We start from the raw sequence: 15,366 nt of genomic DNA, 5'->3' as shown, positions 1-15,366 counted from the left end.
GGCATAATAAAAAATGAATGGGGGAAATCACATTATGAAACTTTGTTTTAATCAGGCTACAACGTTGGAAAATTCCAATCTAGCAAAGGACTTAGAATATTGTGAGAAACACGGCTATGACTATATCGAAATTCGAACGATGGACAAATTGCCTGAGTATTTAAAGGAAAAGTCTCTGGACGAGCTCGTTGAATTTTTTAATACACATCATATTAAGCCATTAGCATTTAATGCTTTAGTGTTTTTCAATAACCGCGATGAAGCTGGTTACACGGAAATCATCAATGAATTCAAAGAGATGATGAAAGCAGCGAAAAAACTAGGCGTAAAATATGTGGTAGCAGTACCGCTTGTGACAGAGCAGAAAATTTTGAAACAGGATATTAAAAATAGTTGTGTAGAGGTATTGAAAGAACTTTCAGATATCGCAGAACCTTATGGCGTAAAAATTGCCGTCGAATTTGTGGGACATCCGCAATGTACAGTCAATACCTTTGGCCAAGCTTACGATATTGTGGAAACCGTAAATCGTGAGAATGTCGGCTTAGTTTTTGATTGTTTTCACTTCCATGCGATGGGGTCAAAATTAGAGGATCTTAAAAAAGCAGATGGCTCTAAAATCTTTATTTTGCATATCGATGACACAGAGGATTTTCCAATCGGTTTCCTTACAGATGAAGACCGTGTATGGCCAGGACTTGGAGCGATTGATTTAAATACTTTATTATCAACATTGAAGGAAATTGGATACTCTGACGTTGTATCTGTTGAATTATTCCGACCTGAATATTATCAAATGGATGCTGAAGAAACGATTAAGACAGCAAAAGAAACAACACTCAAAGTAGTGTCAAAGTATTTTGACTTGCAGCCAGTATAAATATATTTTACTTCAATTTTTGTTGCTAACAAGATCACAATCTAACAAAAAATATAAATGAACGTTTTAAACCCTTGTTAATATTGGGTTTAAGACGTTTTTTATTTTTATGAGACAAACGAAAAGGAAAATAACTCAAACGATCCATGGGAGCGGTTATGTAAAAACTTTATATAAGGCATCCAATTATCTCTCGACTTTCTTTTTAATGAAAACACTCTCAGTCAATTTCAGTTATAATCAAGACAGTTTCAGGTAACGAAATGATGACATTTTTAGTATAAACTGATAGTAATTTCACGTGGGGGAATGGCAAATTGAAAGAAGAAATATTGCGTGTGAAATATAGAATACAAGGGAAGGATGACTACTCTTTTGACTTCCATTCCCATCCGGAATATGAAATTTATTTTTTCCATAAGGGTTCGTGCCGGTATTTAATTCATAACAAAATTTATGACTTAGAACCGGGTGATATTTTGCTTATGGATGGTCTGACAATGCACAGACCAAATTTTGATCCTAATATGGATTATGTTCGAAGTTTGCTTCACTTTTCACCGGAGTGGATTAAAGGGTTACTGGAAGAGCTAGGAAGTATGTATTTAATTGAAGTTTTTCAAAAGCTCCATCATTGTTTAATACGAACAAATGAAAGTAAGGAATCGAAGCGATTAGAAGCATTGATTTCTCAACTGGCTGAGTTGAAGAATAAATCTGAATTGCATGACCACCTTGCAGAAACAGAAATGAAAGCTTTATTTATACAAGTGTTAATTAGTGTATATCGACTAGGACAGTTGGTATCGATCAAAATTCCGAATCAAAAAGGCGACAAAATCGAACATGCTGAGAATATAGCAAATTATATTCAAGAGAATTATATGAATAAATTGACACTGGTTATGATTGCTGAAGCACTTAATTTAAGTAAATCCTATGTGTCACATGTATTTAAAGAAATGACAGGCTTTACTGTTATGGAGTATGTCATGGGATGTCGGCTAACCCAAGTAAAATATTTACTTGAAATGGAGCCGGATAAAGCCATTCATGAGATTGCTTATGATTGCGGTTTTGAAAGCGCCTCCCACTTTAGCCGTTATTTCAATGAGAAAATGGGCGTAACAGCAAGAGAGTATCGTAAAATGCGTCTGCAAAATCGATGAATATAAAACTTGATTATTATGGAATTTTGAAAGCGGATTCTTTATTTTGAATTACTTTCGGTTCATGGAGAAATACAATTCTTCACCTATCAACTTCAAAATCTATGGGGAGTACTTACTGGTTTATAGAAGACTCATATAGAGGTCTAAACAGTAATTCGCCTCTAGAATGTTTAAACAAATGAATACCTTAAACTTATAAAAGACATGTGGTTGAATTTAATTCTTTAAAAAGGGGACAAAATCATGTCAAGTACAACAATGAATGGAAATGATTATAACAATGCAAGGATATGGCAAATTGCTTTTTTTACCTTAAATAACACGTCATCAAATCTTCACCTATTTATTTTAGGATTTGTCTCTTATTATGCGACAGGACTAGTTGGGCTTGCCGTTATGCTAACAAGTACGCTCTTAATGGCAGCGCGTATATTCGATGGGATTATTGGTTATCATTCAGCATTTCCGCAGGTTGGGGAAGCATTAACACCATCATTATTTGCAGCAACATTAGTGTTAGCGTTTGGTTTACCAGCATTTGGGTTGATTGTATCAATTATTGCCATGAATTTTTATAAACTTGATGATAAAAAGATGAAGGAAATTCAAAAAGGGATAGCTGAAATCAAAGAAAAAGTTAAAGAGAAAAAAGATTCTCTTATTATATAGAAAATCAATAATTGTAAGCGTATAACAACGTCAATAGCTTCATTATCAACAAAACAGCAATAAAGCAGGCAATTGCAAAAAAAGATTAAATGGCAAAAAAGTATCATTACCTAGAGTTCTAACGTTGAGTGCTATATATCAAAATAGTCTGATTGAAGGGAAAAATAATCTGCAGAATAATAGAGTTGAAGGTATTCTTACATTTTCAAAATAAGAGGAAAGGTTGTGTAGGTTTTGAAATTGAAATGGTTAAACCATAGTCCGAAAAGTCCCTCTGGTGTTTCATGGGGAGTCCCGTGGGGGAGAGGAATTCTAAAAAGAGAAGACACGGTAACTCTAATCGATGAAGATGGTAAGAAGACTCCTGTTCAAAGCTGGCCGATGGCTTATTGGCCGGATGGAAGTGTGAAATGGACCGGCCATAGTGCAGTTTTTCAACCAAATGATGGTTCATATGAAATAACAGTTGGTGAAACTCAAAATCCAGAAATCCCCTTGCAAGTAATAGAATCAGAAAATCAGATAAAAGTGGATACCGGAGAAATGCAATGGTTCCTAAACAAACAAGGAATCCATTTTATCGAGAAAATTGTAAGCGGTTCAAAAATACTTGGGGAAAAAGGAAGATTAATTTCAATACAAGAAGTGAGAGATGAGACTTCTGAGGTAAAGACGATTCAGGAGATCCCATTAGAAAGCAAGATCAAACATGCAGAAATTGAACAGCACGGCCCATTAAGATGTGTTATTAAAATTGAAGGTGAGCATACAACTATTTCTAATCAACATAAACGATCATGGCTGCCTTTCCATTTACGTATCTATTTTTATGCCGAATCTCCTTCGATAAAAATGGTTCATACATTTTTCTATGATGGAGATCCTCAAACTGATTTTATTAAAGGGCTGGGAATGGAATTTTCAATTCCTTTAAAAGGAGAGCCATGGAATCGCCATATTCGCTTTGCTGGTGATGCAGGCATTTACTCAGAACCGGCTCAGTTATTGTTAACAAGACGACATCGAAATGCCGATGGACTGTATGAAAAACAAATTAATGGAGAAATGATCAATCTTTCAGAACAAAAATATGAGGACTTACTTGACCACGTCAAGCAAAATGCAATTTGGAACGATTTTAAACTAACCCAGGATTCTGCAGATCATTATCGAATAGCGAAACGAACAAAAAGCGGCTACTCATGGGTTGAATCAACTCATGGCACAAGATCCAAGGGATTGATTTATGCTGGTGGTGAAAATGGCGGGATCGGAATCGGCGTTAAAAACTTTTGGCAGAAGTTCCCTTCAACTTTAGAAGTAACTGGATTAAATAAAACAACGACAAAACTAAAGGTCTGGTTTTGGTCTCCTGACTGTGAGGCAATGGATTTAAGACATTACAGCAATGATACTCATGTGGTGAGTGCTTATGAAGGATTTGACGAAATGCGAGCAACGCCATATGGAATTGCAAACACTAGTGAGATTTTTTTACAGTGCTATATCAATGCACCATCACATGAAGAGTTAGTCGAGAAAACAGAAGAATGGCAATCACCGATTCTATTAGTCTGTGATCCAGCCTATTATTATGAAACAAAAGCATTAGGTATTTGGAGTTTACCAGATACAAGCCATCCAATAAAAGCGCAATTAGAATCAGAGCTAGATAAGGCGATTGATTTTTACAAACGTGAAATTGAACAACGCAGATGGTATGGCTTCTGGAATTATGGAGATGTCATGCATACCTACGATCCGATTCGTCATCAATGGAGATACGATTTGGGGGGCTTTGCTTGGCAAAATACAGAACTGGTGCCGAATATTTGGCTATGGTATGCCTTTTTACGTTCCGGCAGGGAAGATATCTTCAAGATGGCTGAGGCGATGACCCGTCATACAAGTGAAGTAGATGTCTACCACTTTGGTGAATACGCAGGTCTTGGGTCAAGACATAATGTCGTCCATTGGGGATGTGGCTGTAAAGAAGCAAGAATTAGCATGGCAGGTCTTCATAAATTTTATTATTTTCTCACAACAGATGAACGTACTAGGGACTTATTAATCGAAGTGAAAGACGCAGAACTTGCGCTTTCAAATTTAGACCCGATGAGAGAATTTTACCCAGATGATCACTATAAGACACATGTTCGTGTAGGTCCGGATTGGTCAGCGTTTTGTTCAAATTGGCTATCAGAATGGGAGAGAACAGGGAATATCGACTATCGGAATAAAATAGTAAAAGGAATAGAAACGTTCAAACAATTGCCACTACGATTGCTTTCAGGTCCAACCTTTGGATATAACCCAGAGACAAATGAGCTTTATCATATGGGGGATGGTAATGAGGGAGGCTATCATATGATTATCGCTTTTGGCGGTCCGCAGGCCTGGATGGAGCTTGCCCAATTATTAGAAGACGAAGAATGGGAAGACATGCTGGCGGAATTCGGTGAATTCTATGAACTAAGTCAAGAAGAAAAGCTGAAAAGAAGTAATGGAAAATTGCATAACAAATTATTTAATAATCGAATGTTAGCGGCAGGTATAGTTGCCTATGCAGCAGCAAAGAAACAGAGTCCTACTATAGCAGCAAAAGCCTGGAATCTATTATTAAATGAAGAGATAAGTCAGGTGAAGCTGCCTATGGAAGAAAATGAAGTTCAAGCATGGAGAAAAATTACTGAAGTTCCTACGATAACCACAAATACAACATCACAATGGTGTTTAAATACAATGATCGCTTTAGAGTTGATCGGAGATTATTTAATCTCTGATGAAAATCTATATAAGAATAATGAGTTGAAACTACTTACTTAAACGGCGTTTGAAAAAACAGGGGAATAGACACGAGCCTATCCGTTTTTGTAAGGTAGGAACTATTGTGCATGAGGAGGTATGCTTTATGATACAACGTTATTTTTTTGATAAAGGCAAAAGACTATACAGTAATTCATTGTCATCAACTAACGATATTGCAGATTGGGTTCTTGAAGGAGAAGCAAAGGTCCGTTTTAAGGAAGACCGCCTTCAGTTAGAAAATCAATTAGACCCGGCTATCTATGGTGACAACGCTCATTGGGTATTTTGGTGCCCAGTTGATTTTCCAGATAAAATTATGATCGAATGGGATTTTTATCCGATTAGGGAGCCAGGTCTTTGTATGATGTTTTTTGCTGCAACAGGACGTAATGGGGAAGATTTGTTTAGCGCAAATCTTCCTCAAAGAAATGGAAAGTATCCTGAATATCACTCAGGGGCAATCAATGCTCTCCATCTATCTTACTTTAGACATAAACACGAGGATGAACGAGCCTTTCGAACATGCAATCTTCGAAAAAGCCACGGCTTCCATTTAGCAGCGATGGGCGCCGATCCGCTTCCACCTGTTGAGGATGCAATAGCTCCGTATCATATGAGGCTTGTAAAATATGAAGGGATCGTCCAATTTTCTATTAACAAATTAACTGTACTTGAATGGAAAGATGATGGAAAGAAATATGGGAGTATTTTAAAGGGTGGAAAAATTGGCTTTCGACAAATGGCACCAATGAAAGCAGCTTATCAACATTTGCAAGTTCACGAGGCCCTTTTGTCTGACAACTAAATTGAAATAACCTATAACAAATCAAAAATCCAATTTACAAGAAAGTATTACCTAGTCAATAAAGTTGAAATTCATACTAAATACTAAGTATACAAATAGGATTAATAAGTTAATGAATGGAAATTTATAGAAAAATAGAAGGGGTACATGCAAAGGTAGAAATCATCCTGTTCACATCAGTGAATGCTTGATTTTAAATAAAAATCTTCCATTACAGGGGGCTGGATTTTAAATGAGAAAAGATAAAAAAGAATTAAGTAAAAAAATTGTTCTTCCATTCCTTTCGACAATGCTTCTTACTTCATCATTAGTCGCATGCAGCAATTCAAAAACAACAAGTAGTGATACTGATAAAGGAGGATCGGATAACACGATCACCATTATGACAACAACTTTTCAGTCAGATCCTCCAAGTGAGGACAATCCCATTTTAAAAGCACTTGAAGAATATACAAAAACAGATATAAAAATAAACTGGGCGCTTAATGCTTCTTATCAAGAAAAACTAAACATTACGTTAGCGTCTGGAGAATTACCTGATATTATGATGATTCCATCAAAGGATCCAAGTTTCATAAGTGCAGTAAAGGATGGTGCATTTTGGGAACTTGGGCCATACTTAAAGGATTATCCAAATTTGAGTCAAGCAAATGAAATTATTTTAAATAATAGCTCAATTGGCGGCAAAATTTACGGAATCTATCGTTCTCGACCGCTGGGGAGACATGGAATTACCTTTAGAAAAGATTGGTTGCAAAATGTCGGGTTGCAAACCCCTAAAACGATCGATGATTTTTACAATATGTTAAAGGCGTTTTCGGAAAAGGATCCAGATGGAAATGGAAAAGATGATACTTACGGAATGGTTATATCGAAATACACAGGTCCATGGGATATTATGCAAACATGGTTCGGTGCTCCAAACAAGTGGGGAGAAGACGCTGATGGAAACCTGCAGCCTGACTTTATGACAGAGGAATATTTCAATGCATTAGAATTCTTTAAAAAGCTCTATGATGAAGGATTAATCAATGAAGATTTTGCTGTCATGGATCCGCAAAAATGGGTAGATCCGCTTTTGAATGGGCAAGCTGGTGTGATTGTTGATGTAGTAGACCATGCCCATCGTGCAGAAGAGGATATGCTCGCGGCAAATCCTGATTTAAAGGAACCAATCGATGTGATCGGTGCTGTTGAAGGGCCTACTGGACTTCATAACCTTCCTACTTCTGGATATGCTGGTATGCTTGCCATTCCTAAATCCAGTGTAAAAACAGAAGAAGAGTTGAAAAAGGTATTGGAGTTTATTGATAAATTAAATGACGAGGAAGCACAAAGGTTGGCAAATAATGGTATAGAAGGTCGCCATTATGAAATAAAAGACGGTAAATTCGTTGATTTAAAGGAAGGTAATGAAGCGCTTGTTAATGAAGGTACAGGCTTTAATCAATTTCAGCCATACATCCCGGAAGAACGTTTTATTAAACCAAAGCAAACTCCTTTAAGAGACAAAGAAGAACAGGTTAAAAAAGAAAACGAAGAAATTGTTGTTCCAAATCCTGCTGAATCACTCGTTTCTGAAGTATACGCACAAAAAGGTCAGCAATTAGACAATATCATTAATGATGCACGCATTAAATTTATCGTTGGGCAAATCGATGAAGCCGGTTTTAAAGATGCGATTGAATTATGGCGCAGTACGGGTGGGGATGATTATATCGAAGAAATAAATAAACTGTACAAAGAAACAAAAAAATAAATGGATCTGTAAAGTCAGGTGGTGTAATGCTCATCTCCTGGCTTTTCACAAAAAATCGTATTACATAGGAAAGAAGGGAGAGAAAGTGGCTTTACTAAAACAAAATGTTAATCAAGAATACCGTCAATCGACGCATTTATTGAGCAAAAGGCAAACGACTACCATTACCAATCGGCAGCGATTGAAAAGAGACCGCTGGCTTTATCTCTTATTAATTCCGGGAATTCTCTATTTTCTCATCTTTAAGTATGCACCTATGTGGGGAGTGGTCATTGCCTTTCAAGATTATTCTCCATTTAAGGGAATGCTAGGCAGTGAATGGGTGGGATTTGAAAATTTCATAAATTTCTTCCAAAACCCCGATTTTTTTAGATTATTACGAAATACATTCATTTTAGCGGCATTAGACCTGGTCTTCTTTTTTCCAGCACCAATCATCCTTTCACTTCTTTTAAACGAATTACGGATTAATTCCTATAAAAGAACGATTCAAACCTTTATATACGTACCCCATTTCATGTCATGGGTAATCGTTGCAAGTATCACGTATATTTTCTTTACTACAAGCGGTGGGGTGATGAATGAAATTGTTTCTTATTTTTATGGAAAGGAAATCAACTTTTTATCATCACCTGAGTGGTTTCGCCCGCTCATAATGGGACAAATTATTTGGAAAGAAACAGGCTGGGGCACGGTTATTTTCTTAGCCGCTCTAGCAACTGTCGATCAAGAACAGTATGAAGCAGCAATTGTAGACGGAGCAGGTCGTTTCCGAAGATTGTGGCATGTTACGCTGCCAGCTGTAAGAAGTACAATTATCGTTTTACTCATTTTGCGGCTTGGAAACTTCCTGGATACAGGCTTTCAACAAATTTTCTTAATGTCGAATTCATTAAACCGCAGTGTGGCAGATGTATTTGATACCTATGTCTACTTTGTAGGGATTACACAAGGTGCATATAGTTATAGTACAGCAGTGGGCTTGTTTAAATCAGTCGTCGGCATCATTCTTGTTTTAGGTGCGAACAAGCTGGCGAAGAAAATGGGACAAGACGGGATCTTTTAGAGGAGGTGTTTGCAAATGGCAATGCCAAAAATGCACAATACTCCAGCAGGTCGAGTATTTGATGTATTCAACTTTATTTTTTTGGGAATCATCGGGTTGCTGATGGTTTGTCCATTCCTATATGTGATTGCAGGATCATTTGCTACAGAAGCAGAGTTAACGAGAAGAAGCTTTTTTATCATTCCAGAAACATTTTCACTGGAATCCTATAAATATATTTTTTCAACAGCTACATTTACCCGAAGCATATTAGTATCCATTGGTGTAACAGTTGTCGGAACACTTGTATGTCTCTTTTTTACCTTTACGATGGCTTATCCGCTATCTAGAAAACATTTAATGGGACGCAGTACCATAATGAATCTCATTGTATTTTCAATGTTATTTAGCGGAGGAATGATTCCTACTTATCTAGTTGTGAAATCATTAGGATTATTGGATTCTTATTGGGCCTTGATTTTGCCTGCAGCGATTAATCCATTTAATTTAATTATTGTAAAAACGTTCTTTCAAAATATCCCTGCAGAATTAGAGGAGTCAGCTAAAATTGATGGCTGTACGGAGTTTGGGATCTTCTGGAGAATTATGCTCCCGCTGTCAAAACCAGTGCTTGCAACCTTTGCACTCTTTTATGCGGTCGCGATTTGGAATGATTTCTTTAGTGCATTATTATACATCAATGACAATACGAAATGGCCAGTTCAAGTATTGCTTCAGCAAATCATTCTCCTTTCCCAATCGATGTTAAGCGATCCAGCCTCAATGGGAGCAGAATATGTTGAACCACCAGAGCAATCATTGAAACTTGCCGTCGTTGTTGTAGCAACATTACCGATTTTAATCGTCTACCCTTTCCTCCAAAAGCATTTTGCTAAAGGCATGTTATTAGGTTCTGTAAAAGGATAATAAGTTGGAGGGCAATTTATTTGTTTAAGTACAGTAGATTGTCCTTTTTTATGGAGAAATAACATATAAAACAATCTCAGATAATTTTAGGAGATAACTAGGCAATATTAGACCATGAAACGAACGATTATTAAACTATAATAATACATAACACCTGAAAGAACACTGCTTAATTGAAGATTAAAAGGTTATTGTTTACATAGTTTTGAGAGCGTTAAACATTTTGCCAACTATAGCGGCCAAAAGACCTCTCTAAACTTTCTTATTAATAGGGAGAGGAAGTGTTACTAGTGGAAAATAAATTTGCAGTCCAATTATATACATTACGAGAAGAATTAAAAGAAGGAATACGTCCATTATTCAAAACCATTAAGGATATGGGCTGGACAGGTGTGCAGATTTCCGCTTTGCCAAAAGACTATGATCAAAACGAAGTGGCTTTGGCTTTAAAAGAAAATAACTTGCATGCAGCAGGAATGCATACTTCATTAAATCGTTTAAAAAATGATCTTAATGGTGTATTAAAAGAAGCAGAGTTGTATGGCACAAAAGATATTATCCTACCCTTTTTGGCTCCAGAATTGCGGAGTCCTGAAGAATATAAAGGAATAAAAAAATTGTTGAACCAAATTGCAAAGGATGCCCCAGAATATAGGATTTCCTATCATAATCATGCATTCGAGTTTGACATCGATATAGACGGGAAAGACGCACTTCGTTATTTACTTGATCCATCGAAAGATAATCACATTCTAGCAGAAATTGATGTGTACTGGTTGAAAAAGGCCGGAATGGATCCATTAGAATATATCGCTCCTTATGCAAATCGGATGCCGATCATCCACTTAAAGGATATGACGAATGATGTACGACAAACCTTTGCAGAAGTGGGCACCGGAGTTATTGATTTTCTCCCGATTTTACAATGGGGTGAAGAAAATGGAATCGAATGGTATGCGGTTGAGCAGGACATTTGTGAACGTCCACCACTGGAATGCTTAGAAACAAGTTTAAGAAACTTAAAGCAATTGGCAAAACAATTAAATGAAAGATCGAGTAAAGGAGATTTAACTACCCGTTAATCTTTGAACATTATAATATGGAGTGAGACAGATGAGTTTAATTAAAGTTGGCGTTATTGGGATTGGAAATATGGGGAGATCACATGTTCAGCTGTTGGGTAAAGGCAAAATAAAAGGAGCCATTCTAACCGCAATATGTGATCCATTTCAAGATCAACTCGAATCATTAGTAAGTGATTTTCAAGGAGATGTACAGATTTTTAGTGATGAAGATGAATTTTTGAATAAATCCGGTATTGATGCAGTCCTTATTTCAACTCCACACTATGATCATCCAAGACTAGCAATAAAGGCGTTCGCAAAAGGGCTGCATGTTCTTATTGAAAAACCGGCTGGTGTCCATACCATAGATGTGGCAGAGATGAATCTCGCAGCAAAGGAAAGCGGAAAAGTCTTTGCAATTATGTATAACCAGCGTTCCAACCCAATTTATCAAAAGCTGCGCGAGCTTATTCAATCTGGTGAACTAGGTGAAATTAAAAGAACCAATTGGATTATCACGGACTGGTACCGTTCTCAAAGCTATTATGATTCAAGCGAGTGGCGGGCAACATGGCGAGGAGAAGGCGGAGGGGTTTTATTAAACCAGGCACCGCATCAGTTGGATTTATGGCAATGGACAACAGGACTTATGCCGAAGAAAGTTCAGGCATTTTGCGGCTATGGAAAATATCATGATATTGAAGTCGAGGATAATCTCACAGTCTATGTAGAATATGAAAATGGCGCAACTGGCGTATTCATTACCTCTACCGGTGAAGCACCTGGAACGAACCGTTTTGAAATTGCTGGAGATCGCGGGAAAATAGTGGTTGAGAACAATAAACTGACCTTTTATCGCTTGACGCAATCAGAACGTGATTTCAATGCAACCTATACTGGCGGTTTTGGAAGACCTGAATGCTGGACAATCGATATCCCGATTAAAGGCATTTATACAGAACACCAAGGGATCATTCAAAATTGGATTGACTCGATCACTAAAGGCACACTTTTATTGGCACCAGGGGAAGAGGGAATAAAAGGCTTGGAAATCTCAAATGCCATTTACTTATCCTCTTGGCTTAACGAGCCAGTTGAATTACCTATTGATGCAGATCTATATTATGAAAAGCTGCAAGAAAAAATAAACCATTCCACTTTTCAAAAAGAGAACGTAACAAAAGTTGTTTTGGATGTTGCAGGAACACATTGATAATAAGTGAAAATGGCTTACTTCATTTAAGGTAAGCCATTTGAGACTATTGGACCTAGAGTAGCACGAGAATGGCTAGAATCTCAAAAGGTCAAAAAGAGGATATTATTCATCCTCAAATTATTAAAGATGTTTCCTTCAAAGGGGCATGTACAAAATCTCCAAGCTAATAAGTAATAACTATCATTCGCAATAGTTCGGTTATTACTACAAAAATATTATTGTCATAAAATATTTAAGATATTTTTTATTAAAAAACCGTATATTATCTTGTCTTAGGGTCGAAAATGTGTATAATTACTACTAACGATAATTTTGGCAGGTGATTCGCATTTTTCCGACTGATTCGAATGAAACAAAGAAATTCCTTTCCCATTTGTACAATGAAGTATCTAAGGAATTATTTGGCTTCGGTACAACGTTGTTAAAGATTAAAGTTGAGGATAATGTGATTACGTTTCAAGCCAAGCATCGCCGTGCTCCACGTTCTGCCGCTTTAGAAGGAGAGGCTCCAAACTTAAAATTGGAGGTCGATTTTCATATGTCGCTCCTTTATAAGAAGAAGCTAAAGCAAAAGCTGGAAGAACAGACGGATTGGAAGATTGAAGCTGTTCTAAGAGATTATGATTCAGCGACACAATTTGCTTTTACGAATATTGTGTTAGAAGAAAATTAACAATAGATGGACTACCTTCTTTGATTCATCTTAGAGGGATGCCGGCATAATGTAACGACAGATCGGTTTTATCTTTGTTTACAAAGAAAAGACAATCTTGAGTAGAATAATTATTCTATTTAAGATTGTCTTTTTTTTGCATATAAAAAGACATAATAAAAATAAAAACTGGAGGTATAACATAATGAAAAAAATCATTAAGGGTCTTGTCGTGTCATCTTTATTTTTATTAGCTGCATGTGCTCCTAATGGAGATTCAGCAAATGATAAGCAAGAACCAGTCGAATTAGTCATTTCTACTTGGGGATTCGCTGAAGACTTCTTCCGTGAAGAAGTGTATAAACCATTTGAAGAGGAGCACAATGTTGAAATTGTGCTAGATACTGGAAATAATGCCGACCGTTTAAATAAAGTCCGTCAAGGTACTGCTGATGTCGATGTTATTTTCCTGTCGGACTACTATGCTCAACAAGGAATTAATGATGGATTGTTTGAAACCATCAATCGCAGCAAGATTCCTAATATTGATCACATTTATGATGCAGCAAAAGCGCCGCTAGGTGAAGAGTATGGACCAGCTTATACGATTGCGCAATTTGGAATTGCTTATAATCCTGATGAGGTGGCTCAGCCGATAACTTCATGGAAGGATCTTTGGAGTGAGGATTTAAAGAGTGCCATTACGGTTCCTGGGATTACTTCAACATCAGGTCCAATGTTTTTAGATGCTGCCTCAAAGGTTAGCGGAAGCCAAGAATTTAATGAAGATCAGGCTTTCGAGCAAATGAAAAAGCTTATGCCTAATGTTGTAAAGGAATATGGCCAAACATCTGAGTTTGTTAATATGTTTGCACAAGGTGAAATTGCGGCAGGTCCGATTATGGAAATGTACTTTGCAGATTTGCAGGAGGCTGTTCCGAATGCAGAATTTGTAGCACCTAAAGAGGGCGGATATGCCGTCATGAATACGGTCAATGTTGTAAAAGGAACTGACAATAAAGAATTAGCAGAAGAATTTATTAACTATCTTTTAAGTAAGGAAGTTCAAGAAAAGTCTGCGAAAGAGAAGATAGATTCTCCGGTTAATACGGAAGTTCAACTATCTGAAGCAGAAGCGGAAGGATTAACTTACGGTGAAGATGTTGTAAAAAGCTTAGTAGTTTTAGATATGAAGTTTGTCAATGAACACTCAAAAGCATGGATCGACCGTTGGAACCGTGAACTGGCACAGTAAGAAAAAGAGGTGTTAGCGATGAAAAGAAAATTGATTCTCGATGTAGATACAGGAATCGATGATGCAATTGCGATTATTCTTGCTGTAAAAAGCCGACAGTTTGACATATTGGGAATTACAACCGTAAACGGGAATGTATCCCTAGATTCAGCTACGAAAAATACATTGAAAATTCTTGATCTTTTAGGGGAACGAGACATTTCAGTCATTAAAGGGGCGAATGCCCCTATTCTTAGAGATCGCTTTTTTGAACATCGAATTCATGGAGAAGATGGTCTAGGTGGCGCCCTAAAGGATGTAGAGATTTCCCAGAAGCCTGAAGAGGGCTTTGCCCCTGACTTTCTGATTAACTCCATTTTAAATTTCCCGCATGAAATCACGTTAGTTATGACAGGGCCGTTAACAAATTTGGCACTAGCTATTAAAAAATGCCCGCAAATTACCCAATATGTAAAAGAGGTCATTTTTATGGGCGGGGTTATCCATGGAAGTGGCAATGTGACGCCAACCTCGGAGTATAACATGTATGTTGATCCCGAAGCAGCCAAAATTGTATTGCAAGCGGGCTTCAATTCGATAACACAAGTTGGATTAGATGTAACACGAAAGACTCTATTAACAGAAGAGCATTTTCAACTGATTGAAAATAACACACTCGCTGACTATATAAGAACGAGCACATCAGATTACAGGCAGCGATATTTTGAACGAAATGGTGTATGGGGCTGTGCCATGCATGATCCTTTAGCTGTCGGCGTTGCCATCCAAAAAAAGCTTGTGACAACTGAAAAAGTTTATGGTGATGTCGAAACAAGCAGTGAGCTTTGTGATGGACAGTTCGTTTGCGACTTTCAAAATCGGCTCATGAAGCCGGAAAATGTCGATGTTTGTCTTGACGTTAATGTAGAGGCGTTTTTTGACCTGTTTATTCGTATTATCAACTCATAAGGCGCTTTTCTAAAAGATTGTTGTATGTAACGATAAACAGATTAAAAGATAAATACCAGAGTTGAAAACAGCCAATCATAAACAAATCGAGGTAGTGTCAAAAGTTCTATGAAAAAACAACGTTTTAGTTTTAATTAACACCGAAGTGAACTTGTTGACCGCCGCA

13 protein-coding genes are annotated in these 15,366 nt (G+C 37.1%); all 13 read left to right on the top strand.

Annotated features, from left to right (window positions below; genetic code table 11):
- The first annotated feature begins 34 nt into the window (after window positions 1-34).
- The 13 genes from iolI (at window position 35) to Q1B07_RS20305 (ending at window position 15,200) form a co-directional block, all read left to right on the top strand.
- Window positions 35-880 (top strand): 2-keto-myo-inositol isomerase, encoded by an 846-nt coding sequence (gene iolI / locus Q1B07_RS20365; protein ID WP_299093585.1) that lies wholly within the window; start codon window positions 35-37, stop codon window positions 878-880.
- Window positions 881-1,197: 317 nt separating this feature from the next.
- The gene (locus Q1B07_RS20360; RefSeq protein WP_299093584.1) at window positions 1,198-2,049 is read left to right on the top strand and encodes an AraC family transcriptional regulator; all 852 of its coding nucleotides are present in this window, start codon (window positions 1,198-1,200) and stop codon (window positions 2,047-2,049) included.
- Between the two features lie 246 nt (window positions 2,050-2,295).
- Window positions 2,296-2,721 (top strand): hypothetical protein, encoded by a 426-nt coding sequence (locus tag Q1B07_RS20355; protein WP_299093583.1) that lies wholly within the window; start codon window positions 2,296-2,298, stop codon window positions 2,719-2,721.
- A 234-nt stretch (window positions 2,722-2,955) separates the two neighbouring features.
- A complete protein-coding gene (locus Q1B07_RS20350; protein WP_299093581.1) occupies window positions 2,956-5,547 on the top strand; it encodes a hypothetical protein in 2,592 nt (863 codons plus the stop codon).
- An 85-nt stretch (window positions 5,548-5,632) separates the two neighbouring features.
- A complete protein-coding gene (locus tag Q1B07_RS20345) occupies window positions 5,633-6,334 on the top strand; it encodes a DUF1961 family protein (protein WP_299093579.1) in 702 nt (233 codons plus the stop codon).
- A gap of 232 nt (window positions 6,335-6,566) precedes the next feature.
- Entirely contained in the window at window positions 6,567-8,093 is a 1,527-nt protein-coding gene (locus Q1B07_RS20340; protein ID WP_299093578.1) for an extracellular solute-binding protein, read from the top strand.
- A 139-nt stretch (window positions 8,094-8,232) separates the two neighbouring features.
- Window positions 8,233-9,159, top strand: coding sequence for a sugar ABC transporter permease (locus tag Q1B07_RS20335; protein WP_299093604.1), 927 nt, complete (start codon window positions 8,233-8,235; stop codon window positions 9,157-9,159).
- 15 nt (window positions 9,160-9,174) lie between these two features.
- Window positions 9,175-10,065 (top strand): carbohydrate ABC transporter permease, encoded by an 891-nt coding sequence (locus Q1B07_RS20330; RefSeq protein WP_299093577.1) that lies wholly within the window; start codon window positions 9,175-9,177, stop codon window positions 10,063-10,065.
- Window positions 10,066-10,355: 290 nt separating this feature from the next.
- Window positions 10,356-11,147, top strand: coding sequence for a sugar phosphate isomerase/epimerase (locus tag Q1B07_RS20325; RefSeq protein ID WP_299093575.1), 792 nt, complete (start codon window positions 10,356-10,358; stop codon window positions 11,145-11,147).
- A gap of 31 nt (window positions 11,148-11,178) precedes the next feature.
- Entirely contained in the window at window positions 11,179-12,342 is a 1,164-nt protein-coding gene (locus Q1B07_RS20320; protein ID WP_299093574.1) for a Gfo/Idh/MocA family oxidoreductase, read from the top strand.
- A gap of 331 nt (window positions 12,343-12,673) precedes the next feature.
- Window positions 12,674-13,018, top strand: a complete 345-nt coding sequence (locus Q1B07_RS20315; protein ID WP_299093603.1) for a DUF2294 domain-containing protein — start codon at window positions 12,674-12,676, stop codon at window positions 13,016-13,018.
- Window positions 13,019-13,202: 184 nt separating this feature from the next.
- Entirely contained in the window at window positions 13,203-14,252 is a 1,050-nt protein-coding gene (locus Q1B07_RS20310) for an ABC transporter substrate-binding protein (protein ID WP_299093572.1), read from the top strand.
- Window positions 14,253-14,270: 18 nt separating this feature from the next.
- Window positions 14,271-15,200, top strand: a complete 930-nt coding sequence (locus Q1B07_RS20305) for a nucleoside hydrolase (protein ID WP_299093571.1) — start codon at window positions 14,271-14,273, stop codon at window positions 15,198-15,200.
- Window positions 15,201-15,366 lie beyond the last annotated feature (166 nt).

It is taken from the genome of uncultured Metabacillus sp. (assembly GCF_947503125.1).
Lineage (GTDB): Bacteria > Bacillota > Bacilli > Bacillales > Bacillaceae > Metabacillus.
Note: the sequence above shows the minus strand (reverse complement) of the source record. Positions and strands in the feature narration are given on the sequence as shown.

Coding starts and splice junctions, on each gene's coding strand:
- iolI (WP_299093585.1), top strand. CDS start 35: ATGAAACTTTGTTTTAATCAGGCTACAACGTTGGAAAATTCCAATCTA.
- Q1B07_RS20310 (WP_299093572.1), top strand. CDS start 13,203: ATGAAAAAAATCATTAAGGGTCTTGTCGTGTCATCTTTATTTTTATTA.
- Q1B07_RS20305 (WP_299093571.1), top strand. CDS start 14,271: ATGAAAAGAAAATTGATTCTCGATGTAGATACAGGAATCGATGATGCA.
- Q1B07_RS20345 (WP_299093579.1), top strand. CDS start 5,633: ATGATACAACGTTATTTTTTTGATAAAGGCAAAAGACTATACAGTAAT.
- Q1B07_RS20340 (WP_299093578.1), top strand. CDS start 6,567: ATGAGAAAAGATAAAAAAGAATTAAGTAAAAAAATTGTTCTTCCATTC.
- Q1B07_RS20355 (WP_299093583.1), top strand. CDS start 2,296: ATGTCAAGTACAACAATGAATGGAAATGATTATAACAATGCAAGGATA.
- Q1B07_RS20320 (WP_299093574.1), top strand. CDS start 11,179: ATGAGTTTAATTAAAGTTGGCGTTATTGGGATTGGAAATATGGGGAGA.
- Q1B07_RS20330 (WP_299093577.1), top strand. CDS start 9,175: ATGGCAATGCCAAAAATGCACAATACTCCAGCAGGTCGAGTATTTGAT.